Genomic DNA, 24,942 nt, shown 5'->3' on the forward strand with positions numbered 1-24,942 from the left:
ATCGATGAATAGCAATTAACTCCCATTGGAATTCTCAAGTACTCATCATTTAAGGGGAATTTATTAGGAGTGGGAGTATGTTATCGAGCAAACTCTTGTTTACTGTAAGCGACTCTTGCTGCAATAGATTCTTTTTCTTTTGCGGCATGATTTTCTATTTTTTGATAGCGTTTAAGTCCGCCTTCACGATTGGCAATTTGAATGTTCAATCCGGGGCGGGCATTAAGCTCTAGCATCAACGGGCCATGATCTTTATCGAGGACGATATCGACCCCTAAATAGCCTAGTCCTGTCAACTCATAACAACTGGCTGCAATTTCGAGAATCTTATCCCAATAGGGTACGGTGATATCAACAATAGGTGCCAGAGTATCGGGGTGATAATCAATCGTATCGTTCTGAAATACACCGCCTAAGGTTTTTCCGGTTGCCAAATTAATGCCTACACCAATAGCACCTTGGTGCAAATTGGCCTTGCCACCAGATAGTCGTGTTGGTAAGCGAACCATGGCCATGGCAGGGTAGCCTAATAAAGTAATAATGCGAATATCGGGGATACCCTCATAACTAACTTCTTTAAATATCGGGTCGACAACAACTCGATGTTCAATAATGGCATAGTCATTGTGACCACCTAAGCTATAAGCGCCTGTTAACAGACAAGAAAGATGGTAACTCAGTTCTTGGCTAGTAAATAACTTACCATTGATTTGACGATAACGTCCGAAAACGCTACCTGTGATAACAATAATGCCATCGCCTCCTGCACCGTGAGCAGGTTTAATAACGAAATCTCTGTAAGGCTCGAGGATTTTATCAATGTTTTTTATCTGGTGTTCGCTGTCAATAATTTCATAGAGCTTGGGAACCGCAATGCCTGCTTTAATTGCTAACTTCTTGGTTTGCAATTTATCATCAACCAACGGGTAGAGTTTACGTTCGTTGTACTTTAAAACATAATCACTATTACGCTGATTGATACTTAAGATCCCCCGCTTATGGAGTCTGTGGTATAGTTTCCACATTATAACTGCTCTCCGCCCAAGACTTTAAAGCGCATTAATTCAGAAAGGCGATATCCGCGATATTGACCAAACCATAAAATTAATGCGAGTAAAACCAAAAGCAACTCTGGGAAAGCGAAAACTAAATATTGCATGGGTTCATAATTCATTGCCCAAAAGGCAATAACAGCAGCAATGAGACTGCCTATGCCTGATTTTATTGCATCCGATGCACCGCGTTCATCCCAGGTAATGCACATACGTTCGATGGTCATCGTGAGAATCACCATGGGGAAGAGGGCTACCGATAAGCCTGATTCTAATCCTAAATTTTGACTTAGCACACTAATAAAGATCATTAAAAGAATGACAATGGTGAGAATAGCGGCTAATCGCGGCACTAATAGAAGCCTGAGTTGATCCAGATAGAAGCGAGCTAGTAACCCGAATGACACAATGATAACAAAAAGAGTAATTCCCCAAATGACGTGTGTTTCTCGAAAGGCCAGGGCGATTAGCACAGGCATAAAAGTACCAAAGGTTTTTAAACCAACAAAATTTCGTAACAATAAAATGATAAAGGCACCAATGGGTACAGTAAGTAAAATTTTATAAGTTTCTTGAACATTGACTGGTAATTGTAACAAAGAGAAGCGTAATAACTGCGAGTCTGTTTGTAAACCTCGTGCTTTGGCTATTGATAAGGCGTTAATCGGAGTTGGCGAAACCGTTAGGTTAAAAATAGGTTTTTTGCCACCCAAAACATCAAAAACGGGATCAAAGCCATATTGCCAAACAAGAAAATCTCTCGGGAAACCTGCGCTACCTGTTCGCGGATTAATATAGACCCAATCTTTGCCATTATAAACGACCATGAATAATTTAAAATCGGTCTTATTTTGATGCTTCAGATAAATTCCTTTGACAGGCATCGCATAAATTTTTGCTTGATTTAGTACAATGATGGCAGCTTTTATTACGCTGTCATCATTGAATTCATTGCCTACCAATAATCTGGAATTACCATCTTGCTTATTCAGTTCTTTAATAGTCCCTTGGGCAAATGTTTGGATGTCTGCCGAGGATTGACGTACTTGATTGGTAATCGCATCTACGGCAGCTTTTAGATTTTCAGTCAAGGGTTGTGCTTTTATAGCAGGAGGCTTGCCTAAAGAAGATTCATTATTATCTGTTTCGCGAAAAATAGCCCGGTAATAAAGGGATTGGACACCACTACTACGTCGCAAAGACCAAATTGTAAGGCGATTGTAGCCACTTAAATTTGTCGTTACACCATAGTTATGGGAAACAAAATATTCATCTAAAATTGCAAAATAGGGTGGCATATAAGGAATCGTGAAACTGGCTTTTACGGGCATATTGCGCTCCGCAGTAAAGCGCAAATGAGCTTCGACCATCCAACTATTGACTGTTTCTGTGTCTGTCACAGGAACATCAAGTATTAGATGACGGTAAAGGAATACGCCTATACCTACAATGAATAAGGTAAGAATTAAGCCATAAACATGGCGTTTATTTGACTTCATTTTTTCTCAACTTTTTGAGTTTTAACTAGGAATGCATGTTGTGGATCAACGAGACCATCAAAAGCGATGATTGCATCTCTGCCGAGCAAGAGAGGGTAATTAAAACGCTTACGATTGGTTAAATTCACAGGGATGGTACGTATTTTATCACCAATTTTAACCTTAATGGTGACAATAGGACGTCTAATCGGTTCTATATGATGCTGGAGTGAGGAATGTTCCCCGGCACGCACTTTGATCTTAACTTTACCGACATATTCGCAAGTAAATTCAACCTCACCAGTTTTACCGGGGACTTTAAACTGCAAATAAGCTTTACCATTTTCTTCAATTTCATGAATATCGATGGCACTAAGAGAAGCCGATTTTGCCCCGGTATCCAATTTGGCAGATAAGGTCATGTCTTTATCGACTAAAGTTGCTTTTTCAACATAGCCATAGATAATTTTTTGATTGGCTGCCATGGAACATCCTAAGAGCAAAGATAAAACGACAATAAGAAAGCTACGCAGACTCATTACACCCCTTCATAGTAAGTACGTGAGAAGATTGTTTTTACCCACAGGACTTACGCAAAATCTCAATCTCTTTGTTAAAAACATTTTTTGCCTCGACTCTAAGGTTTTGCGTAAGTCCTGACCCAATTTGTTGGGTATATGCTAGCAAATTTGTAATTTTACGCCCAGAGTTGTTTTGAGTCATCAAGAATTTTGTAAAAAATTATTCTGTACTGAAGTAATTTGGGGATTTTCTGGATATGGATGCGAAGTAAGAGGTCGTATATCAAGGTATAAAAAAATCATCATACAATCATCAAGTTGCGTTTTAAAAGATGAATTAATTAAATTTTATAAAAAACGTTTATTATTTTGTACAGTATGATATCATAATCAATGGACTATTATTTTTGTCTTATTTTAGATCAAGATGAAAAATTGGTTGTCATTTAGTCTCTAATTATGTACAATTCCCGCCATCTTAGCCGTTGCCTTTGATTCGCATGACGACCGAGAGTGTCTCTGACAATCCCAAAGAAAAGCTTGAAAACTCAAGTAATGTCTACCTGATTGCCGGGAGAATGGATGCTCAAGCCCGTTTATTGGCAAAAAGGTTACATGAATTGGGTTATATCTACGCTCTATATGGAGCGCTCGACGGCTTGAGTCTTTCTTACAGCATGATCAAATATTCATTTGATTTACTGTGCACCAGTAGTAATACTTCTTCTTCAGACGTGATGCATGAGTGGATGCTTACGCCAGAGGGCCTCGCAATTGCAGCTTCAAGTACCATCACGGTAGTAGTTTTTTCATTACTAGCTAATCATTTTAAGGATGATGATAAGAACCAATTTAAAGGCTTTATTGCCGCAATTTGGCCTTACCTTCGTGATACGATGAAGGGTTTAAAAAATGCTTATAAAGGCTTTCGCAGTGCCATACAAGTCATTGAGCTTTTAGGAGGGCAAAATCTAAGGTATATGATTGTGCCTGTGGGAGTGCTACTTGGAGTACTCTCGGCAGTGAACCGTATTTGGTTTCGTTATCATGTGAACCTCCGCAAAGACATGATGAGGGCCAATGCTAATTTACTTGCTGAAATTCAAGATGCTGAATGTTTATCTTTAGAAGAAATAGAAAAAAAACGTACTTTAATTCAAAGTCAAACCCTGTCAAAAAGACGGCAAATGTTACTTTCAGCCGCTTATGGGGGTATTGTTGACGGTCTTTATCTTTATATAGGTGTTTTGGGGCTGTGTAGCTTAGCGCCCCCCGTATTCACCGCAATGGCAATATTCTGCTCCATTTATTTTTTGGCTTGTATTGCTACTCGGGTTTATGAGGAATATGACTTCCAGCGTCGCTTGGTCATTACTCAAGCTAAAATTGACTTGGCTTTGTGCGGAAAAACACTAGAAACACAAATTAATGAGTTAAATGATCTATGGTTAATGATAGCTGAGCAAGGTTCAACTCCAGATAGAATTACGAAGCAACAAGAATTAACCGATATGATTGGTCATCTGCATGGGCAATTTGAGAAAAAACGCGCCTATCTTCGTGAACTATCGACACTTTCTTACTCATCTGCTTTGCTTGCTGGGATGAAAAATGGCTTAGCCGCCTATGGAGCTCTCGCTAGCGCTATGTTTGCAATAGCAACGGTCATCGTTTTAGCTTCTGCCAGTTTTCCCCCGACTTTGCTTATTGCTTGCATTACCATGGGAATGGGGCTTTTAATTGGATTTACCATACATGCAATTGTTCATGCCTATCGCCACCAAGTGAAGCAAGAGCAGGAGCTGGATAATAACCCACATGATGAAAAATTAAATGAAATACTTCATGTGCTTAAAACAACTAAGCAACAGGTTGGGGAATTAAAGCCTGAGAAAGTTAAGACAGCAATTAGTGATGGCATGATCGTTGATCCTTCACCACAATTCTTTTTTCAGGAATGGTTTGAGGTTGTTCGCTCGTTTTTTTCAGGACTTGGAAAAGGCTCCAAGGCTGTTGACTTTACAATGAATAATTTCCAAGAGCGTGATGACATGGGGCATTATCACGATACCCCAATCATGCTGGGGGTTACCGTAGTAAGTGCTGTGGTTCATGCAATAGCACTGGCACTTCGAGCTCAAGCACGTGCATTTGGTAGAAATCCCATTGATAGCATACCTAATGCTAAGATCGGTAGTACAAAGGAAAGTATACCTACCCCGCTTTCCGGGGGATTAGATCCAGCTTCCCAGCGACGCTCTGATTCCCCTGGCATGAATTCCCCCTCCGTTGCTAATGACATTAATATAGACATTCCCATCATTACGAGTCCGACAACCAATACCAGAATATCGCCTTTCCACACTTCCTCTGGATATTCGCTCTTTTCATTTTTCTCTTCCTCTAAGGAAGGGCAACAAAAATCACGATCAGAGGGCATGGTTCGTTCACAAAGTGCTCAAGACTTAAGTGAGATGGAAAATAAGAACACCGCACCTCCTGTTCCTCCTACAATGCCTTCACCGTCAACCCAGTATTGGTAGTTATTTTTTTTGATATAGCTCGGGATTTAAATTAGGATCGTTATACATTTTAAATTGGTGGTAAATTCTAAATGTACGTTTTTGTTGGGTAATTTCAGTAAGCAATTCATCCAGACAAGTTAATAATTGCTTTTGCTGTGCGGTAATCGTTTGCCATTTGCGCTGACAAGTTTGTCGATGTATTTCATCAACATCTTGGCGGTGGACCTGAAGCTCCATATGATAAGCTTTCAGTGCAAGAATGGAGAGACGATCAATCATCATGCCTGGAGTTTCAGAGTGTACTGGACAATCGGTGGACTGTGCTGGTTGTAGCTGTGTAAACAAGTACTCATCCATCGCCTCCATACGATTGTTGCGCTGTTGGTTACAATAGTCGATTTCACGTTTGGCATGATAAACAAATTCAAATCCCATGTCTTCTCGTCTGGCTTTATCCTCCGCATGCCAAAGCCGATAATTGAATGCATGGTTTTCTTCCACGAGTGCTAAGAAATTTTTTTGATTTAAAAGTATGCCATTGGCTTTCCAATTAAAAATACAATCGTGATGCAAAGTGGCGATCTCGGTAACTTGCGGTAAATTGGCCATGGTTTCTAGGTGTAAATAAAAAATCTATATTAACATGCATCTTGAATTTGTGCCTCATTTCCGAAATTTTGCGAAATTAAAATGTTTCGCCAGCGGTGCTATTAATGTATCTTTCTTCACTTATGATAAATCTCTTTTAGAAAACATAAATCTTAAAAGAGAACAGATAACTTAGGATTACTAGCAAGTTCATGGGAGTGTTGAGTAACCGGTGACTTGTGTAAATTAAAATTGTTTGGTTTTCCTAAGTAAGATAATGTTGGGATATAAAATGAAAAATGAATCTGACGATTTTAATGTGATAACCTGTTTTTTAAATAGTGCCTTGGCACTTCAGATTTCTTCTTTAGAAGGCATGAGGCTCTATTTTGATGGTGAGTCTATCAATAAAAGCTGGGTTGAGAAATTAATTATGTCTTTTTTCCTCTATCGACAAGGGTTTGAAGTCTCTTTAATAGCTCTTTATAAAGAAAAAACAGGCCAAGAATTCACCGGACATAATTTAAAACAGCTCTGGGATACTAATTTTATTGATAAGGACGTTTTAAGAAAAAAAATCGACTTGGCAATCAAAGTATTGGATAATTTTGAAGCACTCGAGGATATACAACTGTTTCAATATCATGGAAAGCCTTGTATTGAGGATTTACCGCTTATTAATAATGAAGATTTAGAGATTCTAAGTGCTGCAGGCTGGGCGCTCCACGAAGAATTATTAAAAAATTTTAACAAGCTCAAAATAAATAGCAATACTTCAGCAAAGATACTTGAATTTAAACGAACTCAAAAAAATTGATGAAGATACGCTTTTGAGAACAGATTTGAGATTAACCCCGTTTAAAGGTTTAAAATGGTAACCATTGATCTGCTAAAGTATCATCAAGATTGTATTCCTTCACTTGCTAATATCTGGCATGAAGTATTAGGGAGAATCTGGGTGCCTGATGTGCCTATTGAGCGGGTGAAGCAAAATTTTCTCAATCACTTAAATAGCGATAAGTTACCGCTGACATTTGTCGCATTCTATAATAGCGAACCTGTTGCCATGTGCTCTTTACGTGAAAATGACGGTATTCGCCCTGATTTAATGCCTTGGCTTGGTTCACTCGTAGTCTCTCCAAGTTACCAGAAACAAGGTATTGCACAAATACTTATTAATAGAACAAAGCACAAAGCAGTCGAATTGGGTTTTAAAACGATTTATCTCTTGGCATTCGATCCCACGATTCCCGATTACTATAAACGTCTTGGTTGGGCTACCATTGGCATGGATGAGCTGAAAGGGCATCCAGTGACTGTGATGGAGACCCTATTGTAAAACATAAGCCTTACAATTCCATGTTATAAGTTATAGAATGCTCGAGGATGATTTTTTTATCATGGATGGCACTCACTATGCCTTCTAATGCTAAAGAATCATTGGCTAACAAGTCCAGCTCAGTAAAAAATTCCACGAAATTTTCTTTTTTATGCTCATCCATTGCATATTGGGTATAATCTTTATGAAGACAATACGCCCCCGCTTTTAAGAACGTTGAGACATTAACATATTTAGAATTTTTCCTGATTGCCGTTGTTACGTCATCAGCAGACTCCATAGCAAAAAGTTCTTGTAGTGCTGTAATATTTTTTCTAATTGAATCCAATTTGGATTTTAAGCGCTGAAAAGAGAGGATCATGGATGATTGATGAACTTCTTTACATACCCTGTTATGAACAACAAAATAGTCTTCTCCTATCTTCTCAAGATTATCTACTCGTTCGGTAAGTAAGAGAATATAATTTCTTAATTCACTCAAGTCATAACTATTTTTGGTCAAATTAATTTTTTGCTTTTTCCCAAATAAACAAAGATGTTGAGCAGGTTTGTAGGTAAATTTTTGTGTTACCTGAAAGGTCGGCTCTGCAGTTTCAGATGCTTCCTGCCGCGTTAATTCTAATTCAAAGCTTCCGCCATTTCTTTCTACCTTGATCATCATCATGCTAAGTGGTTTTTCAAATGACAAATGATCTAAACCGAAAGTAGTAAAAATCTTCCTATCCTCTAGTGAAAATGAAGAGAGTTCATTAGCAGCAATTAGCGCGCATTCAATTTGCCATTTTCGTGATAATAATCCCTGGTTTGCATAGGGGGAATAAGAGTCTGTCAAAATTAATAATTCATTATCCATGGCACTAATTTCAGCAAATGTTTTCTCAATTTTCTCCTTGCCTTTTTCATCACATTGGATGTGCAGTATATGATCTATGCTGGATGCACGTCTCAAGGTGAAGTTTTTTATAGGGGTATTCTGGTTTTGATTGGTGAATAAATATTTATTTTCATCAATGATTTCAACAGACCAAGGCATAGATGCTCCTGCAATTAAACGCCGCATAATATATCTTTATAAGCGGCAGATGAAGAACTGGGATGACAAGTTTCCTTTAAAAACAAGCAATAGGATGATTGGTTTGACAGTTATAAAAGCTCTACACAATACTTAGATGAATGGTTATTTGCCGGGAGAGAAGCAAGATGGTAGATGTTGTAATTTCCTCTTGGGGCATGGTTTACAGCAACCTAAGCGATAAGGCTATGGTTGAAGCTGCATTTAATGATTTGGATCTTGTGCCTGGTCTTATTTCTGTAGAAGATCAATCTTATCTACCTGAAGATGAAAGTCACTTGTTAGCCCCACACACACTTAAGGCTATGCTTGCAGTAGAAAGAGCATGGGCAAAGGCTAATTTAGGTCAACAGCGAAATTTTTTGCGAGGTAAAGACAAAAAATTCCGCGATCCTCGTGCAGCGGTTGTCGCTGGTACCATTACTGGTTCTCTCGGACTATTTGATTTTTCCATACCTCATATATTCGATCATTACACGTCTTCTAAAATCAGGGGTAATGCTCTTGCAGCTCCTATTGCAATTCGTTTTGGTTTGGGAGCAGGTGATTTCTCTTTAAGTGCTGCTAGTGCCACGGGAGGACAAGCATTGTGGATGGGAGCTAATTTAATAAAAATGGGTGTTGCCGATATAGTAGTGGTTGTCTGTGTAGAGTTAATGTCACCTTTTATAAAAAATGTGTTAAGTGCCATGGGTGTTCTATCAATTTCAGGGACTGCGCGTCCGTTGACCTTTGAACGGGATGGTATGCGACCGGTGGAAAGTGCTGTTGCCTTGGTTTTAGAATCGGAAGAGCATGCTAAAAAACGCCAGCATACCCCTCTCGCACGCTGGATTTGTGGGAGTGTAAAAAATGAGTGTTATCATTTGTTAGCGCCAGAGCCAAATACTGCTGCATTGCGGGAGGCAGTAATCGATTCCTTGAAATTTTTAAAGGGCGATTTGTCAAAGATTGATTGGATATCATTACATGCTACAGGCACCAAAGTATGGGATGCGCTCGAAATAAAGTTGATTAAAGAACTTTTTGGGAAAAAGCCACCTCATCTTAGCGCCTTCAAACGTACTTTTGGTCATGGACGTAGTACAGCATGTTTAATTGCAGTGGCCATGATTGCAGAAGGATTAGAGAAAAATCGGTTACCTGTTTTACCTCAAGATATTGATCCCAACTTCAATTTGGATTTATCACTTGTACATAACACGAAAGCTTCCTATGCAATGCACTGGTCGGCGGGCATGGGGGGAACTATTGCGGTCAATCTTTTTGAGCCATGGCAAACTTAAAAGACAAGGCTTCTTATTTACTATTGAAGCAAACCTTGAGGGTAACTGCATCATTTGCGGGCAGCCAATGGCCATATTCTTCATCCTGCCAGCGACTGGTTTCAGTAAGTTTTGCTTGTACACTATCAGCAGTAATACCAATGCGTTGAATCCAATCTGTACAGCGTTGTTTAACATGTTTGCGGATAAGGCTGCGCATAAAAAAGTAATGAGAGGGATTCCACGCTTCATTGAGATTATCATTAATGTAAGGCCTCAGTAGGTTGTCTTTATCGATGTTCTTGGCGAATTTCCATTGATTACCCTCCAAAACAATAATCGGCGACAGCTTTTGATCCCCAATTTGTACTTCATGGGCTATGTTCATATAGAATTTCCATCCAGCATAGTTAGCTGATAGATCCGCATTAGAAAAAATACCATTGATCAATGTGCCGAAAAAACCATCTTCTTGGCGCTGGCCATGAGCAATAATGGCAGCATGAGCTTGTTCAGCAGATTTACCGCGAGCTAGCTGGCGCATATACATTTTATAATATCCTTTGCCCTGCTGAAAAAAATGGCCAATCTTATCAGTACCAAAGTAATGACCATACATATTGATGGTGGGAGAGAGAAAAAATAGTGTCCCTGGAAATTGAGAGATAACGAGCCAATAAACTGTCTTCCATGGCCAGATTGGAGTATAGCGCATAGGCTGCAGTTCTTTCGGAAATCGACTCCAATGCACCCATCGTTCAAAAGTTGACTCGGGGAGACCTACTCCTGTTTGCCTGTAAATTAAATCAATGATATAGGCATCGGTACGGCGACGTGCCAATTGTGAAGTAGCGATTTGACTCTTTTGGGCTCTGGGTAGAAGTGCTTGAATTTCCAAATTGGTTTGGGTCATCGCATTTTCGAGGGTCTCGAAAAGCCTGCGACTAACAGTTGGTCCGATATCTACCAGGGGGACGGGGGGAAGGGTAAACTGATCGGTTTCTTCCGCTTGGGCCTCATGAATCCCACCTACGCTTAATAGTAACATTGCAATCCAAATAATGCGCCTTGCAAAAGCCATACTTCCTTATCCTTTCATAATTTGGCGGCCTGTTACTATAAAATATGAAAGGCCAACCGTTGTCTATAGTATTCCTTACTCCGCTCTATCAATAGTTTTCATGTTGGCTTCGGGGTAGCGCATTCCTTTAAATTGAAAAGAGGTCACTAACTCATCTACTTGTTGCCATGCTTGTTCTGGAAGGCTGAGTGTGGCACTTTGTACATTTTCTTCAAGATAGCGAATATGTTTTGTTCCTGGGATAGGCACAATACCGCTCATTTGTTTTAATAACCAGGCTAAGGCAATTTGCACCGGGGTTACTTGATGGGCTGCTGCTATCTTCTGCAAAAGCTCGACTAATTTAAAATTATGCGCAAAATTTTCAGGTTGAAAACGAGGTAAGCGCTGGCGAAAATCACTCGGATGCAATTGTTGCAAATTGGTCATTTTACCTGTTAAAAAACCTCGTCCAATGGGGCTGTAAGCAACAAATCCTATCCCTAGCTCCCTAAGAAGAGGTAATATTTTTTCTTCTACTCCTCTTTCCCAAAGAGAGTACTCTGATTGAATAACAGAAAGTGGATGGACTGCATGGGCGCGCCGAATGGTAGCAGGTCCCACCTCGCAAAGCCCAATATATCGGATTTTTCCCGCGGCGACTAGATCAGCCATAGCGCCAACAGTATCTTCAATGGGGACAGTAGGGTCGAGGCGATGTTGATAATACAAATCAATATAATCGGTTCCTAAACGTTGCAGAGAGCCATCAATTGCTTTTTTAATATTCACAGGAGAACTGTCAAGCCCATTGATTTCACCTTGCTCATTCCAGGTAAAGCCAAATTTGCTGGCAATGATAAATTTATCCCGTGTTTTGCTTCTTAAAGCACGGCCAATTAAGTCTTCATTAGTATGAGGTCCATAAACTTCGGCTGTATCGAAAAAATTAACGCCTAAATCTAATGCTCGGTAAAGTACCTGGGTGGACTCAGCTTCATTAGTAGGACCATAAGCCCAGGTTAGGCCCATACATCCTAAACCGATAACGGATACCTCCAACCCCTGTTGACCCAATTGACGTGTTTGCATGACCAAAAATTGTCCTTAATTTTTTTTACATAGTATGCCTGAGGTAATCACGAATTTAAAATAATGACTGTTGAATAAATGAGGTTGGGACCTCTTTAGTAAGAAAATGCACCCCTAGTCCGAGCAGACGAATAGGTTTCGGAGTTTCATTGATAATTTTATGGAAAAGCTCATGAAATTTATCTAGCTGAGGCTCTGAGCACTTTATTTCTGCTGTGGCTAGCTTAAAATCATTAAACTTTATTTTAATATATTGATTTTTTATTAAAAGGTCTGCAGCTGATGTTTGGATTCGCTTCAATAGCATTTTATAGAGGTCATTAATGATTTCTGTTGCTTGCTGCGTATCACAAATATTTTCTGCTAATGTGGTTTCAACACTTAATGATTTACGCTCTCTATTCGGTTGTACTGGTCTATTATCAATTCCGTGAGCTTGATAATAGAGATTCTCTCCTAACCTTCCAAAATATTTGACTAGTATTGATAGTGGTAGTGTTTGAAGATCTGCTCCAGTATGAAGATTCATGTGTTGCAGCTTTTTTGCCGTCACTTTACCTACCCCAAATAATTGGGTAACAGGTAATTGGCTAACAAAGGGCAGAATTTCTTCTGGGCGAATTACAAACAAGCCATTAGGTTTGTTCCAGCCAGAGGCTATTTTGGCTAAAAATTTGTTAGGGGCTACACCGGCTGAGGCAGTTAGTTTTTCACTGTCCCAAATTTTTTTACGAATTGCTTCCGCTATCCAAGTAGCACTTCCTTGATAAAGTTCGCAATTGCTTACATCAAGAAAGGCTTCATCAAGTGCCAAGGGCTCTACTAAATCAGTAAATTCTTTAAAAATCCGATGAATAGCTTGAGAGATTTGCTTGTACTTTGGCATGTCAACCGGTAGCACAATAAGATCCGGGCAATGTCGATAAGCAATAGCAGTCGGCATTGCTGAATGGACACCATATTGTCTTGCAATATAGTTACAAGTGCAAAGAACGCCACGTAGATTTGCAGCGCCACCAACGGCAACAGGTTTGTTAGCCAAAGTAGGGTTATCGCGAATTTCAATAGCAGCATAAAAACAATCCATGTCCACATGGATGATTTTTCGGTTGCTTATATTGGCCTTGGATTCCATATTGCTTTATAACAGTTGCCAGTAAATAGTAAGGTACTCGTTTAAATTATAATATTTGTGGCTATGGTTTGTATTTATTTTTTGCAAGTATGGTGTCAAGCGCATTAGCAAACGCCGTTTTATCCTTTGTGTTGTATACAGCAGGACCGCCAATGTTTGCTCCACTTCCTCGCAGCTGCTCCATCATATCGCGTAGTGACAAGCGTTGCCTAATGTTATTCGCCGTATATAACTCACCGCGAGGATTTAAGGCTAAACCTTGCTTTTCTATCACTGCAGCAGCTAGCGGGATGTCGGCTGTGATGACCAAGTCATTTATTGCAAGATGTTGGACAATATAATTGTCTGCCACATCAAATCCTTTATCGACTCGAACTGTCGTAATGTACCGAGAAGGAGGCTTTAATAATAATGTATTGGCAACCAAAATTAGTTCCGTACCCGTTCTTTCGGCTGCACGAAATAAAATCTCTTTTGCGCCTTTAGGACAAGCGTCTGCGTCAACCCATATTTTCATTTTTAGTTAAGATAGTTGTGAGTAATGTATATAATTTAAACAAACTGCCACCAGTTTGCAGTCATTACATCATAATCTATCCCTATAGGTATATAGCTTTGCTTACTAATTTTAAAATGCTGGCTACTTTGTTCGCTAACAATTTTCATGTGCCTGCAGGCAATTTCTGTTTAGCTTAACAGCATAAGGTAGATCGTAAAGAAGAGTGTACCTATAAATATTGATTTTACATTTAAAGCTGGAAAAATAAGGACAGCAAAGAATAGAATGGTCTTTCCCATTAAAAATTTTTCATTTTTATATTAATAGAGTACTTTACTTAGAGGGTTGCCAAGTTAGCTTTTGGGAATTTTTTTAGTTTGTTGGAGGGTGATAATGAAGTTTATGCTATCTATTTTACTAATTTTGGGGTTTAGTATGGCAAGTGCTGAGACTACCATCCCAGCTTCTTGTAAGCCGGTTGAGGTAAAAGGCGAGTCTGTTATGCTGTCTGCTAAAAAACCCCTTCTAGTCATGATACATAACTTATCGAATTCCGATTTGTGGCTTACTCATCCTGTTTCTGAACCAAGTGCTAGCGCTGGATGGAGTAGCCGCATACAAGCTGGACATTGGTCTGCACTGGCACTCGATAAAGAATCATTTGAATTGAGCTGTATTGAATCAAAACCGGGTCATGAACAACAGGTTCCTTGCGAGGGCGTAATTTCTGTTTGCCGTTGGTCTTCGGTGACTATACCTACACAAATGTCTGGAACATTTTGGGCAGTAGAAGACATGAATCTACAAGCCTTGACCGAGAATTTAGGCGGACGTGGTTTTGGATTACCTGACTCATCGCAATAAGTGATAAACTGATACTAATAATTTTTAAAATATGTGGTGAATGTGAGTAAAAAATCAAAGGATCCTTTCTATAAAAGGGAAAAAGAAAAATACGAAACGCCTATACCTAGTCGTGAGTTAATTATGCAGGTATTGGATGAATATGGCCGTCCTATGTCTCGTAACCAATTAGTTAGTAAACTTGAGGTGGAGAGTGGTGCTGAGCAGGAAGCATTAGGATTTCGCTTAAAAGCGATGGTGCGAGATGGCCAAATTATGCAAGATCGTCGTGGCCGTTTTTGCTTATTAGGGCGCATTAATCTACAGCGTGGTACAGTACAAGGACACCCTGAGGGATTTGGATTTTTTATTCCTGAAGATGGCGGTGAAGACATGATCTTATCTGCCAAGGAAATGCAAACAGTAATGCATGGTGATCTGGTGCTGGCTTATCAAACAGGAGTTGATAGGCGAGGCCGGCGAGAAGGTAAAGTTCACGAAGTCCTTGAACATGCTAACCAAACTGTTGTTGGCCGTTTTTTTACGGAACATGGCGTAGGATTTGTTATTCCCGATAATAAACGCTTAACTCAAGACATTTCTGTGCCGCTGGAATTTGCCGCTACCGCCAAGAATGGTCAAATGGTTCTGGCCGAGATAGTCGCATTCCCAACCAAACGCAATCAGGCTATAGGCAAGGTAATTCATATTTTGGGTGAGCATATGGCGCCCGGTATGGAAATTGAAGTTGCCATTTTTGCCCATGGTATCCCCGCCCAGTGGCCTGACGAAGTGATGGCCGAAGTTGCAAAAATTCCGCAGCATGTCAGTGAAGAGGAATTAAAAGGTCGTACGGATTTAAGAAGTTTACCCTTTGTAACTATTGATGGTGAGGATGCAAAGGATTTTGATGATGCCGTATATTGTTATCAAAAGCCCAAAGGTGGCTACCAACTTTATGTCGCTATTGCCGATGTGAGTCACTACGTCAAAGTGGATTCGGCTTTGGACAAAGAGGCTGCGAAGCGGGGGAACTCTGTTTATTTCCCCGGCCAGGTTGTCCCCATGTTGCCAGAGGCTTTATCCAATGGGATTTGCTCTTTAAATCCACATGTTGATAGATTGTGTATGGTTGCAGAAATGGCTATTTCGGCAGAGGGAAAAATAACACGCTCAAGATTTTATCGTGCGGTTTTTCATTCTCACGCTCGTCTTACTTACACCCAAGTTGGTCAGTGGTTAGAAGAAAACAAGATTGCTGCTGAATATGAATCATTGGTGCCAGCACTTGAATCGCTCAATTCTTTATTCAATATCTTGTTAAAAGCTCGGAAAAGTCGTGGGGCTATCGATTTTGATACAACGGAAACAAGTATTGAATTTGATGAAAATAGAAAAATAAAACGCGTGATACCCGTTATACGTAATGATGCTCATCGTTTGATTGAAGAATGCATGTTGGCAGCCAACGTTGCAACAGCGCGCTTTTTAGAGCGAGCAGAGATCCCTACGTTATATCGTGTCCACTCTTTACCTGATGAAGATAAGATTAATGCTCTTCGCCTATTTCTTGGCGAACTTGGTTTAAGGCTTGGGGGAGGAAAAAAACCTCATCCTAAAGACTTCCAAAAAACGATGGCTGATATCGGGGAGAGACCTGAGCGACATTTGATTGAAACAGTTATGTTGCGCTCACTAAAACAAGCACAATATGTGGAGGAGAATGACGGACATTTCGGACTAGCATACCCTGCCTATACTCATTTTACCTCGCCTATTCGTCGCTATCCAGATTTATTAATTCATCGAGCTATCGGTCATTTAGTCGACAATAAGCAAGTCAGCGAATTTCCTTACAGTGAGGAAGAAATGAACCGCTTTGGCAAGCATTGCTCTTCAACAGAAAGGCGTGCTGACGAAGCCACAAGGGAAGTTGTTTCTTGGTTAAAATGTGAATACATGCAAGATAAATTAGGCCAAGTGTTCCAAGGTACTATTTCTGCCGTTACGGGGTTTGGTATTTTCGTGGAGTTGGACGAAATCTATGTTGAAGGCTTAGTGCATGTTACTTCACTTAGAAATGACTATTATGCTTTTGATGCAGTTAAACATCGCCTGGTGGGAGAGCGTGGTGGTCATGTTTACCGTTTAGGCGATAAGATGTCTGTTATGGTTGCTCGCGTCGACCTTGATGAACGCAAAATTGATTTTGAACCTGCTGAAAATGGAGGCTCTGAGTGAGTGAGCACTATGTTTTTGGCCTCCATGCAGTCAATGCTTTACTTGCCAATTCCCATCGGCCTACCAAGAAATTATATATTAGTCAGGACCGACTCGACAAAAAAATACAAGTTCTACTTGCATTAGCGACGGAAAAAGGTATTCCTGTTGAGAAAATGACTGCTCAGAAAATGAATCAACGTTTTGCGGAATTTGCTCATCAAGGTGTTGTTGCTTGTGCTGGAAGTTTACGTGATTATGGTGAAAATGATTTACTGCCACTATTAGCTACTTCTAAAAAGCCTTGCCTTATTTTAATTCTTGATGGTGTTACTGACCCTCATAATTTAGGTGCCTGCTTGCGTACGGCAGATGCAACAGGCGTGGATTTTGTGATTATTCCGAAAGATAAAAGCGCTAGTATTACGCCGGTCGTCAGTAAAGTAGCCTGTGGTGCTGCCGAATCTATCCCTGTTGTTCGTGCAACTAATCTGGTTAGAGCCATGGAGACAATTAAACAAGAAGGCGTTTGGCTCTATGGTGCGGCAGGTGAGGCTATGGATTCCATGTATGCTATAGATTGTAAAACATCACTGGCCATCGTATTGGGTGCTGAAGGAGAAGGGTTACGTCGCCTCACTCGTGAGCACTGTGATGGTTTGTTTTCTTTACCGATGTTAGGTACTGTTGAGAGTTTAAATGTTTCAGTTGCTACAGGTGTTTGTCTATACGAAGTAATTCGTCAGCGCAGAACTGGTTTATAACGAGAGGATGAATTTTACTAGAAATGGGTAAACTTACCCATATTAAAAAACAACCATTTAGTATTATAATTTACTCACGGGTTAAGTATTTGAGCAATTAAAGCCTATTAAGGTATTGCTTAAATAATTACCTTCTAAATGTACGCGATGAAACCACAAAAGGAGATAGCCAGGACGGCTGCAAGGGATTGTTTTAATTCTTGAAATATCTTATTCCGAATCAAGTTAACATATGTCCGCCTTTTAGCAAGCTCGTCTTCAGAGTTATTCCTGGCAATATATGGGGTTAGTAATTGTATTGCATACAAAGGGCCCCGTTTTTATAGGATTTTGCATGTCATTAGCAAAAAATCGAATTCTAAGTAGGCAACTAGCGTTTGGATCTAAATCAAAAGATTTGCGGCAACTGTCCTTAACTATTTCCTGACTCATCCCTTTGAAAATGTGGACTAGCCCATTATTTCTTAGAATATTTGGAGTATTATTTGTAATTTTATAAACAGCAGTAACTATTTCTCCTGGATTAATGCGGGCAGGCGTTTTTTTTGGGGTGTAATTAAAAAAAAGGCTTTGCTGCTAATAAAAGCCCGGAGGATAAAAGCAATAAAATAAAGAACAATTTTTGTAGTTTATGATACATCGCTTCCTCCTGATGGTAGGTCAATTACAAGCGCAGTTCTTGACTTACATATGGTTTAAGAAGGTTAGCTACTGTTAAGCTATTATTCTCTTAACATGGAGATAACGTTTACATCGCTGTTTGGTAAAGTGAATTCACTCAGTTTCACAAAACCATTTTTTTCATATAAGGCCTGATTCTTGAGTGTGGCAGTTTCCAGGTAACAAGGAAGCCCACTTTGTTTAGCTAAATTGAAAGTATGGTTCATTAAAGCCGTACCAAACCCTTTTCCTTGTTGCTCTGGCTGGCTTGCAAGACACCAACAATACCAAAAAAGTCGATTGCCCATTTGTTTCTGCCGTTCCTTTTGCGTGAGCTCATCAAGGACCATCAGTCGCTTAAACGCTTCATTTCCCATACGTTTAGGAAGGGTAAAAAAACCGGAACGAAGACCTTTCCACCAAGAGAATTTTCTATCAGAAGGTAATTTTCGTATAGCAACGGCTTCTAATTCTGCAGTACAAAACGCTTTACCATATAACATGCAATACTGTGTTATAGCGTAAAACATGGCTTGTGCCCCTTGCTGATAGTTATCACCAAAGATCCAGCACATTACCGGATCTTTAGCAAAGGCCTTTGTCAAAATTGAGGCAGCCTCTTCAAGCTCGGATGGTTGGAGGTCATGTATTTGAATGATTTCGCTCATTTTTCAACAAATTGTCTAATAGTTTTGGTAAGTCTTGATACTAGTTCTTCAATTTCTTGGTCATTGATAATTAAAGGAGGAAGAAGTCTAATCACAGTATCTGCGGTTACATTAAAAAGTATTCCATTTTCAATACCAATTAGTCTTGCATCATTAGCAGGCCTGTCAAGTTCAACTCCTAACATATACCCCTTACCGCGAAAAGCACGTACACTCGGATGCTCTCCAAGCTCTAGCATTAACTTTTCTTTTAAAATAGCACTGTTACGTGTAACTAAGTTGCATAGTTTATCACGCTCAATCACGTCTAAAACAGTTAGAGCAGTTGCACAAGCAAAGGGATTGCCACCAAAAGTTGAACCATGATTACCGGGCTTGAATAAATTAGAAGCTTTATCACCCATTAAACAAACACTGATAGGAATACCATTTCCCAAACCTTTCGCTGTGGTGATAATATCAGGTTGCACACCGCTATGCATAAAGGAAAAATATTTCCCCGTTCTACCATTTCCTGTTTGAATTTCATCAAGAATAAACAGCCAGTCATGCTTCCTACAGAGCTCAGCAATAGCACGCAAATAAGAATCTTCTGCCACATAAATACCGCCTTCTCCCTGAATAGGTTCAAGCATGACAGCTACAACGTCATCACGGTTGGCAGCAATAGTATGTATAGCCTCGATGTCATTGAACGGGGCACGAATAAAGCCCGGAACAAATGGCTCAAACCCAGCTTGAACCTTACGGCTCCCGGAGGCGGTGAGGGTGGCCATAGTACGACCATGAAAGGCTCGCTCCATAACAATAATCGAGGGGGTATCAATCCCTTTCTTATGGCCAAAGAGACGAGTAAGTTTAATTGCTGCTTCATTAGCTTCAGCGCCAGAGTTGCCAAAGAAAGCTTGTTTCATGCCTGATATAGAAATTAGTTTCTCGGCTAATAATTCTTGCTCTTTGATATGATAGGCATTCGAGGTATGTATTAATTTAGCTGCTTGTTGTTGAATGGTTTGGGTGACGTCTGGATGTGCATGGCCTAATCCGCAGACAGCAATACCACTTAAAGCATCGAGATAAGCTTTACCCTGATCATCATATAACCAAATACCTTCACCATGGGTAAAACTAATTGGTAAGGGGTTATAGCTGGTAATTAGCGCCATGAAAACTCCTGTGGTTATTAGTCCCGCGGTTTAGGCGGGATTCGAATATTTAATAAATTTGTTGGTATAAGTTCAAATTAACACATATTGCTCGTTACGAAATCCCAGTTCACAATGGCCCAGAAAGATTTAATGTATTCCGGACGTGCATTACGATAGTCAATATAATAGGCATGTTCCCAGACATCGCAGGTTAATAATGCCTGCAAGCCTTCAGTCATCGGCGTACCAGCATTACTAGTGCTTATAATTTTAAGCACACCATCTTTATCCTGAACTAGCCAAGCCCACCCAGAACCGAACGTTGTTGCTGCTACTTGAGAAAACTGTTCTTTAAAGCTCTCAAAGGTACCAAAATGTTTAGTGATTGCATCACCGAGTTTACCAGTTGGTTCACCGCCACCATTAGGGCTTAAACAATGCCAATAGAACGTGTGATTCCATACTTGGGCGGCATTGTTAAATATACCGCCGGAAGATTTCTTAATAATGTCTTCTAGACTAAAGTTTTCATACTCGGTTCCCGCAATTAGCTTATTAAGATTTGTCACATAAGCATTGTGATGTTTGCCATAATGATACTCTAAAGTTTCTTTAGAGATATGGGGTGCCAAAGCATCCATTGCATAGGGTAGTGGGGGTAGTGTAAAAGCCATTTTTAGTCCTCTTTATTAAATGAATGTTAAGTTTAGCAGGAAGGTAAACATATTCAATGAGCGCTTATTTGTAAAATTCTATTTTGCTGATGTGCTATTGTTGTAAAATAGACATTTAATATATAACGAGATTTTTAATCTCAATATTCTTCTGTAGCGAATGCTCTTCAAGTAAGAAGGATAGGTTTTTCCAGGTTCATTATGGCTGGAAAAAATGTGGAATAAAACCAGAATTGATTATGTGATAACCACCCCTTGATGGCTGCTAGTTGCGAATTGGTCTCATTTTCGCCATAATTACACTGGTTTTTATTTATTTTTTGATATTAAAACGATAGGTGACCCAGTGGAAACAATCGAAAAGATTAAACAACAAATTGCTGAAAATGCAATATTACTCTATATGAAGGGTACTCCTAAAATGCCCCAATGTGGTTTTTCTGCACGTGCTGTGCAATGCATTGATGCCTGTGGGGTGAATTTCGCTTATGTGGATGTTCTTGCTAATCCAGATATTCGACAAACTCTACCGCAATATGCAGATTGGCCTACTTTTCCCCAGCTTTATGTTAAAGGTGAGTTGATCGGCGGCTCAGATATTATTGCAGAACTTTATCAACAAGGTGAGTTAGAGTCTTTATTACGTGAAGCGGTTGCACTTTAAGCTTAAATGTTGCGCACTTGGTGTGCTTGATTAAGGAGAAATAGATGAGTGTTTTAGTTGGACGCAAGGCCCCCGATTTTACAGTTCCTGCCGTATTGGCGAGTGGTGAAATTACTGACAAATTTAATTTGCATGACTCATTAAAAGGTAAATTTGGTTTGGTGTTTTTCTACCCCTTGGACTTTACATTTGTATGCCCTTCTGAATTAATAGCTCTTCATCATCGTATGGATGAATTTAAGAGCCGTGGTGTTGAAGTGGTTGCTGTTTCCATTGATTCGCAATTCACTCACAATGCTTATCGTAATACTTCTGTTAAAGATGGTGGCATTGGCCATGTGAATTTTACTTTGGCTGCTGATATGACTCATACGATTTGCCAATCTTATGGTGTAGAGCATCCTGTGGCTGGTGTTGCATTCCGTGGTGCCTTTATTATCGACAAGAACGGTGTTGTGCGTTCGCAAATTGTTAATGATTTGCCAATTGGCCGTAACATTGACGAATTAATTCGTATTATTGATGCAGTTCAATTCTTCGAAGAGCATGGTGAAGTATGCCCTGCTGGTTGGCAAAAAGGAAAAGCAGGCATGAAGGCTTCTCCAAAAGGCGTAGCAGAATACTTAGCAACTCATTCGGATGATTTATAAGAGTCTGTATGAATTTTGCGCCAAGCATTAAGCATGGCGCAAAATAACTCTGCCGTTCTTTCTGCATCATAAATTGCCGAATGTGCTTCGTTAACATTAAAGTCAATTCCCGCCGCTTTAGCTGCCCTTGAAAGCACTGTTTGCCCATAAAATAACCCTCCCAATGTGGCTGTGTCAAAGCAAGTGAACGAGTGAAAAGGGGAGCGAACACCAGTACGTTTAACGGCCTCTTTAATAAACAGCAAATCAAACCAGGCATTATGACCGACTAAAACTGCTTTTTGACATTTACGCTCTTGTAAAGCTTTATTGATTGGCGCAAACAGATTTTTAAGGGCCTGTTTTTCATCAATTGCAAATCGTAGTGGTTGATAGGGGTCAACTTGAATAAATTCTAATGATTTCTCATCAAGTTCAGCCCCTTCAAACGGTATAATGTGTTCAAAATAAGTGGCTTGCGGAGAAAAGATACCTTCACTATTGATGTCAATCAGGACAATACTCATCTCTAACAGTGCATTTTTTAAAGGATTCACGCCTGCTGTTTCGATATCGACCACGACGGGCAAAAAGCCGCGGAAGCGGTCCTTTAATTCGGTGCAAAAAATAGTATCACGCAGACTCATGAACACTCCAAGTTAAAGATTCTCCAGCAGCGACAGGAATTACGAACTCCTTGCCGAAAGGGAACACTGAGGGTATAAGTTGTGCGGATTTTCTTAAAGTTATTTGGCCCTTGTTAATTGGCAACTGATAAAATTCAGCACCATAACGACTTAAAAAAGCATCAAGTTTGTCTAAAGCATTTAATTGTTCAAAGACTTGTGTATACAAGGCTACTGCATAGGGTGCTGAAAAAATACCTGCACAACCACAGGCACTTTCTTTGTTGGCCACGGCATGCGGAGCACTATCTGTACCTGCAAAAAATTTAGGACTGCCGCTTATGGCTGCTTCTTGCAGAGCTTTTTGATCAGTTTCACGTTTTAAAATAGGAAGGCAATAATAATGAGGTCTAATACCCCCAGCCAACAAATGATTACGATTATAAATTAAATGATGCGCGGTAATGGTAGCTGCCACGGTTTCTGGCGATTGATTAATAAAATCAACGGCAACTTGGGTGGAAATGTGTTCTAGGATGACGCGTAACTTAGGAAAGTTGCGAATTAAGGGGACTAAATTTGTGTGAATAAATGCCGCTTCACGCTGAAAAATATCCCCTTCAGTTACCTCGCCATGAACTTGTAATACCAAATTTTCTGTTTGCATGACTTCAAATAAAGGATAGAGGGCTCGCAAAGAATTGACCCCCTCTTCTGAGTTCGTGGTGGCACCGGCAGGATAAAGTTTGGCACCTAATATAAATGGATAGTTCTTTATTTGTTGAAGCTCATCTGCCGTAACTTTTTCATTAAGATATAAAGTCATGAATGGCGAAAAGTCCGTCTCTTTAGGTAAAGCCGAGATAATGCGCTGATGATAAGCAACAACCGCGTCAACAGTTGTGAGGGCAGGTTTAAGGTTGGGCATAATGAGGGCGCGGGCAAAATGTTGTGCTGTAGCTGGAACAGTATGTTCCAGGTAAAGACCATCCCGCAGATGGACGTGCCAATCATCAGGGCGCGTGATTGTTATAGATTCCACAGTAAAGATTCCGTTGAGTTTGCCGATATTTGAAGCATAACATGGATTGCTAAGCTGGATGAGCAAAAAATGGCATTTATACGGATTGTTATACAAGGATTGTTAAAAATTGCTATTTTGTGCTGGCTGCCCATTAATCATGTGTTTGCTACAATCCATGTAGATTATGCCAGCCCGATGGGTGAGGAGAATTGGCGGATGAATGGTAATCCGCTGCGTTGCGGTTTGTCTTTAACAGTCCCCAATTATGGCATTGCTTATTTTGAACAATATGCAGCGAAGCCGCCTCATTTTATTCTAAGCAAATGGCAACAGGTAGAAAGACAGCTTCCGGCAGTAGTCTATGCTGCTCCACCTGTTTGGAAACCTTATGGCAAATCCTATTTTGTTTCAAAAACAACAGTTAATCCAGGCCAATATGGTCTTTATTTACCTCGTGAGCCAGCGCTTAAATTATTAACTTATTTAGCAGAAGGCTTCCAAACTAAATTTGAGTATCGGTCGGAAGAAGGTTTTCCTGTGACCGTAGTGCTTTCTCCAATTCACTTCCAAGAGGTTTATGCAAAATATCAGCGTTGCTTAGGTAATTTATTACCTTTTGATTATGCTAGTGTGCGAATGAGCATCATATATTTCGATTCGGATAGTTTTGAGTTGAGTGATGAAGCCAAGCAACAGCTGAAGAAAATAGCCAGATACTGTCGTGCTGATCAACTAGTAAAGCGAGTCAAAATTGCTGGCTATACTGATGATACAGGGCGCAAATCCTATAATAATGCTGTTTCAGAGGCGCGCGCTAAAGCAGTTGCTAATTATTTACAAAGCCAAGGGGTTCATTTGGAGCGCTTATCAATAACCTGGTACGGTGTTAAAGATCCAGTGGCACCCAATGATACTGATTCAGGAAAAACCCTTAATCGCAGAGTAGTAGTTAAAATTGTTAAATCAAATACTTGAAAATAAATCAAAAAAAAATTGCTCACACGGCCTTTTATCTGGTACATTCAAAAAGAATTTAGCCAACCTATTGATTCGAAAGGTTTAACACCTGGAATAATTAGTTTTTGTTAGACATTAACTTTAGTCGGAACATAATGAGGCTTTTTTAGAATGGAAAACTAGCTAATCTTGCCCTAATGGAGTTGGCGGCAAATTAATTAGTATGGACATAAAGAAGACATTTTTGGTCGTTAGACAGACTAAATTATCGAATTTATAGAGAATTTTTGTGGAAATAGTGTTGACTTTGATAAAGTAGCGCTTGATAATCTGACCATGTACGTTCTCGGATAGAGCGATGATTGCGTACTATAGTCAATACCATGTTGTGGTTTGACGGCTAAACGGGAAATTAATAATAAAAAAGTGGAGATGAAGC

Annotated in this window: 24 protein-coding genes; 10 read left to right on the forward strand and 14 right to left on the reverse strand. The window is 39.9% G+C overall.

Annotated elements, in window-relative coordinates; genetic code table 11:
* Positions 1-80 precede the first annotated feature (80 nt).
* From Lbru_RS06405 to Lbru_RS06415, 3 genes are read right to left on the reverse strand one after another with little or no spacing between them, the layout of a single operon-like run.
* Positions 81-1,025 carry an alpha-L-glutamate ligase-like protein gene (locus tag Lbru_RS06405; protein WP_058441347.1) on the reverse strand — a complete coding sequence of 315 codons (945 nt, stop codon included), beginning with the start codon at positions 1,023-1,025 and terminating at the stop codon, positions 81-83.
* Complete coding sequence (locus Lbru_RS06410) at positions 1,025-2,551, reverse strand: inactive transglutaminase family protein (protein WP_058441348.1); 1,527 nt, start codon at positions 2,549-2,551, stop codon at positions 1,025-1,027. Before Lbru_RS06410 ends, Lbru_RS06405 begins: the two co-directional genes overlap by 1 nt.
* On the reverse strand, positions 2,548-3,069 hold the full coding sequence (locus Lbru_RS06415; RefSeq protein WP_058441349.1) for an ATP-dependent zinc protease family protein: 522 nt from the start codon (positions 3,067-3,069) through the stop codon (positions 2,548-2,550). Before Lbru_RS06415 ends, Lbru_RS06410 begins: the two co-directional genes overlap by 4 nt.
* A gap of 482 nt (positions 3,070-3,551) precedes the next feature.
* Between Lbru_RS06415 and Lbru_RS06420 the strand changes: the two genes are divergently transcribed.
* The gene (locus tag Lbru_RS06420) at positions 3,552-5,594 is read left to right on the forward strand and encodes a hypothetical protein (RefSeq protein ID WP_058441350.1); all 2,043 of its coding nucleotides are present in this window, start codon (positions 3,552-3,554) and stop codon (positions 5,592-5,594) included.
* Here Lbru_RS06420 and Lbru_RS06425 read toward each other — a convergent pair whose 3' ends face one another.
* Complete coding sequence (locus tag Lbru_RS06425; RefSeq protein ID WP_058441351.1) at positions 5,595-6,185, reverse strand: DUF4254 domain-containing protein; 591 nt, start codon at positions 6,183-6,185, stop codon at positions 5,595-5,597. It lies immediately after the preceding gene.
* Positions 6,186-6,456: 271 nt separating this feature from the next.
* Here Lbru_RS06425 and Lbru_RS06430 point away from each other — a divergent pair, with 271 nt between their 5' ends.
* On the forward strand, positions 6,457-6,981 hold the full coding sequence (locus Lbru_RS06430; protein WP_058441352.1) for a hypothetical protein: 525 nt from the start codon (positions 6,457-6,459) through the stop codon (positions 6,979-6,981).
* Between the two features lie 54 nt (positions 6,982-7,035).
* The gene (locus Lbru_RS06435; protein WP_058441353.1) at positions 7,036-7,503 is read left to right on the forward strand and encodes a GNAT family N-acetyltransferase; all 468 of its coding nucleotides are present in this window, start codon (positions 7,036-7,038) and stop codon (positions 7,501-7,503) included.
* Positions 7,504-7,513: 10 nt separating this feature from the next.
* On the opposite strand, the gene Lbru_RS06440 is transcribed toward Lbru_RS06435, so the two are convergent.
* Positions 7,514-8,563 (reverse strand): hypothetical protein, encoded by a 1,050-nt coding sequence (locus Lbru_RS06440; RefSeq protein WP_058441354.1) that lies wholly within the window; start codon positions 8,561-8,563, stop codon positions 7,514-7,516.
* A gap of 140 nt (positions 8,564-8,703) precedes the next feature.
* Between Lbru_RS06440 and Lbru_RS06445 the strand changes: the two genes are divergently transcribed.
* Positions 8,704-9,861: a beta-ketoacyl synthase N-terminal-like domain-containing protein gene (locus Lbru_RS06445; protein WP_058441355.1), complete on the forward strand. Its 1,158-nt coding sequence runs from the start codon at positions 8,704-8,706 to the stop codon at positions 9,859-9,861.
* 13 nt (positions 9,862-9,874) lie between these two features.
* On the opposite strand, the gene Lbru_RS06450 is transcribed toward Lbru_RS06445, so the two are convergent.
* The 4 genes from Lbru_RS06450 to Lbru_RS06465 form a co-directional block, all read right to left on the reverse strand.
* Positions 9,875-10,921, reverse strand: a complete 1,047-nt coding sequence (locus Lbru_RS06450; protein WP_058441356.1) for a hypothetical protein — start codon at positions 10,919-10,921, stop codon at positions 9,875-9,877.
* A 75-nt stretch (positions 10,922-10,996) separates the two neighbouring features.
* Entirely contained in the window at positions 10,997-11,992 is a 996-nt protein-coding gene (locus tag Lbru_RS06455; protein ID WP_058441357.1) for an aldo/keto reductase, read from the reverse strand.
* A gap of 55 nt (positions 11,993-12,047) precedes the next feature.
* On the reverse strand, positions 12,048-13,127 hold the full coding sequence (dinB, locus tag Lbru_RS06460; protein ID WP_058441358.1) for a DNA polymerase IV: 1,080 nt from the start codon (positions 13,125-13,127) through the stop codon (positions 12,048-12,050).
* 61 nt (positions 13,128-13,188) lie between these two features.
* Positions 13,189-13,644, reverse strand: a complete 456-nt coding sequence (locus Lbru_RS06465; protein WP_058441359.1) for a YaiI/YqxD family protein — start codon at positions 13,642-13,644, stop codon at positions 13,189-13,191.
* 375 nt (positions 13,645-14,019) lie between these two features.
* Between Lbru_RS06465 and Lbru_RS06470 the strand changes: the two genes are divergently transcribed.
* The 3 genes from Lbru_RS06470 to rlmB are packed head-to-tail and all read left to right on the forward strand — an operon-like array spanning position 14,020 to position 17,453.
* Positions 14,020-14,490, forward strand: coding sequence for a hypothetical protein (locus Lbru_RS06470; RefSeq protein ID WP_058441360.1), 471 nt, complete (start codon positions 14,020-14,022; stop codon positions 14,488-14,490).
* Positions 14,491-14,532: 42 nt separating this feature from the next.
* Entirely contained in the window at positions 14,533-16,710 is a 2,178-nt protein-coding gene (gene rnr, locus Lbru_RS06475) for a ribonuclease R (RefSeq protein WP_058441361.1), read from the forward strand.
* Positions 16,707-17,453, forward strand: a complete 747-nt coding sequence (gene rlmB, locus Lbru_RS06480; RefSeq protein WP_058441362.1) for a 23S rRNA (guanosine(2251)-2'-O)-methyltransferase RlmB — start codon at positions 16,707-16,709, stop codon at positions 17,451-17,453. Before rnr ends, rlmB begins: the two co-directional genes overlap by 4 nt.
* Positions 17,454-18,175: 722 nt before the next feature.
* On the opposite strand, the gene Lbru_RS06485 is transcribed toward rlmB, so the two are convergent.
* The 3 genes from Lbru_RS06485 to Lbru_RS06495 form a co-directional block, all read right to left on the reverse strand.
* Positions 18,176-18,781: a GNAT family N-acetyltransferase gene (locus Lbru_RS06485; protein WP_058441363.1), complete on the reverse strand. Its 606-nt coding sequence runs from the start codon at positions 18,779-18,781 to the stop codon at positions 18,176-18,178.
* A complete protein-coding gene (locus Lbru_RS06490; RefSeq protein ID WP_058441364.1) occupies positions 18,778-19,947 on the reverse strand; it encodes an aspartate aminotransferase family protein in 1,170 nt (389 codons plus the stop codon). The genes Lbru_RS06485 and Lbru_RS06490 overlap by 4 nt, the downstream gene beginning before the upstream one ends.
* A gap of 77 nt (positions 19,948-20,024) precedes the next feature.
* A complete protein-coding gene (locus tag Lbru_RS06495; protein WP_058441365.1) occupies positions 20,025-20,603 on the reverse strand; it encodes a superoxide dismutase in 579 nt (192 codons plus the stop codon).
* 346 nt (positions 20,604-20,949) lie between these two features.
* On the opposite strand from Lbru_RS06495, the gene grxD reads away from it, so the two are divergent.
* Together grxD and Lbru_RS06505 are read left to right on the forward strand one after the other, a co-directional pair.
* Positions 20,950-21,267, forward strand: a complete 318-nt coding sequence (grxD, locus tag Lbru_RS06500; RefSeq protein WP_058441366.1) for a Grx4 family monothiol glutaredoxin — start codon at positions 20,950-20,952, stop codon at positions 21,265-21,267.
* A gap of 44 nt (positions 21,268-21,311) precedes the next feature.
* Positions 21,312-21,917: a peroxiredoxin gene (locus Lbru_RS06505; RefSeq protein WP_058441367.1), complete on the forward strand. Its 606-nt coding sequence runs from the start codon at positions 21,312-21,314 to the stop codon at positions 21,915-21,917.
* Here the strand turns inward: Lbru_RS06505 and rnt are convergent.
* The gene (rnt, locus tag Lbru_RS06510; protein WP_058441368.1) at positions 21,899-22,543 is read right to left on the reverse strand and encodes a ribonuclease T; all 645 of its coding nucleotides are present in this window, start codon (positions 22,541-22,543) and stop codon (positions 21,899-21,901) included. The two genes, Lbru_RS06505 and rnt, sit on opposite strands and share 19 nt — an antisense overlap.
* On the reverse strand, positions 22,530-23,564 hold the full coding sequence (gene pyrC / locus Lbru_RS06515) for a dihydroorotase (RefSeq protein WP_058441369.1): 1,035 nt from the start codon (positions 23,562-23,564) through the stop codon (positions 22,530-22,532). The genes rnt and pyrC overlap by 14 nt, the downstream gene beginning before the upstream one ends.
* A 69-nt stretch (positions 23,565-23,633) precedes the next feature.
* Between pyrC and Lbru_RS06520 the strand changes: the two genes are divergently transcribed.
* On the forward strand, positions 23,634-24,521 hold the full coding sequence (locus Lbru_RS06520) for a flagellar protein MotY (protein ID WP_058441370.1): 888 nt from the start codon (positions 23,634-23,636) through the stop codon (positions 24,519-24,521).
* Positions 24,522-24,942 lie beyond the last annotated feature (421 nt).

The organism is Legionella brunensis, from assembly GCF_001467025.1.
GTDB classification, from domain to species: Bacteria; Pseudomonadota; Gammaproteobacteria; order Legionellales; family Legionellaceae; genus Tatlockia; species Tatlockia brunensis.

Coding starts and splice junctions, on each gene's coding strand:
- Lbru_RS06405 (WP_058441347.1), bottom strand. CDS start 1,025: ATGTGGAAACTATACCACAGACTCCATAAGCGGGGGATCTTAAGTATC.
- Lbru_RS06410 (WP_058441348.1), bottom strand. CDS start 2,551: ATGAAGTCAAATAAACGCCATGTTTATGGCTTAATTCTTACCTTATTC.
- Lbru_RS06415 (WP_058441349.1), bottom strand. CDS start 3,069: ATGAGTCTGCGTAGCTTTCTTATTGTCGTTTTATCTTTGCTCTTAGGA.
- Lbru_RS06420 (WP_058441350.1), top strand. CDS start 3,552: ATGACGACCGAGAGTGTCTCTGACAATCCCAAAGAAAAGCTTGAAAAC.
- Lbru_RS06425 (WP_058441351.1), bottom strand. CDS start 6,185: ATGGCCAATTTACCGCAAGTTACCGAGATCGCCACTTTGCATCACGAT.
- Lbru_RS06430 (WP_058441352.1), top strand. CDS start 6,457: ATGAAAAATGAATCTGACGATTTTAATGTGATAACCTGTTTTTTAAAT.
- Lbru_RS06435 (WP_058441353.1), top strand. CDS start 7,036: ATGGTAACCATTGATCTGCTAAAGTATCATCAAGATTGTATTCCTTCA.
- Lbru_RS06440 (WP_058441354.1), bottom strand. CDS start 8,563: ATGCGGCGTTTAATTGCAGGAGCATCTATGCCTTGGTCTGTTGAAATC.
- Lbru_RS06445 (WP_058441355.1), top strand. CDS start 8,704: ATGGTAGATGTTGTAATTTCCTCTTGGGGCATGGTTTACAGCAACCTA.
- Lbru_RS06450 (WP_058441356.1), bottom strand. CDS start 10,921: ATGGCTTTTGCAAGGCGCATTATTTGGATTGCAATGTTACTATTAAGC.
- Lbru_RS06455 (WP_058441357.1), bottom strand. CDS start 11,992: ATGCAAACACGTCAATTGGGTCAACAGGGGTTGGAGGTATCCGTTATC.
- dinB (WP_058441358.1), bottom strand. CDS start 13,127: ATGGAATCCAAGGCCAATATAAGCAACCGAAAAATCATCCATGTGGAC.
- Lbru_RS06465 (WP_058441359.1), bottom strand. CDS start 13,644: ATGAAAATATGGGTTGACGCAGACGCTTGTCCTAAAGGCGCAAAAGAG.
- Lbru_RS06470 (WP_058441360.1), top strand. CDS start 14,020: ATGAAGTTTATGCTATCTATTTTACTAATTTTGGGGTTTAGTATGGCA.
- Lbru_RS06485 (WP_058441363.1), bottom strand. CDS start 18,781: ATGAGCGAAATCATTCAAATACATGACCTCCAACCATCCGAGCTTGAA.
- Lbru_RS06490 (WP_058441364.1), bottom strand. CDS start 19,947: ATGGCGCTAATTACCAGCTATAACCCCTTACCAATTAGTTTTACCCAT.
- Lbru_RS06495 (WP_058441365.1), bottom strand. CDS start 20,603: ATGGCTTTTACACTACCCCCACTACCCTATGCAATGGATGCTTTGGCA.
- Lbru_RS06505 (WP_058441367.1), top strand. CDS start 21,312: ATGAGTGTTTTAGTTGGACGCAAGGCCCCCGATTTTACAGTTCCTGCC.
- rnt (WP_058441368.1), bottom strand. CDS start 22,543: ATGAGTCTGCGTGATACTATTTTTTGCACCGAATTAAAGGACCGCTTC.
- Lbru_RS06520 (WP_058441370.1), top strand. CDS start 23,634: ATGGCATTTATACGGATTGTTATACAAGGATTGTTAAAAATTGCTATT.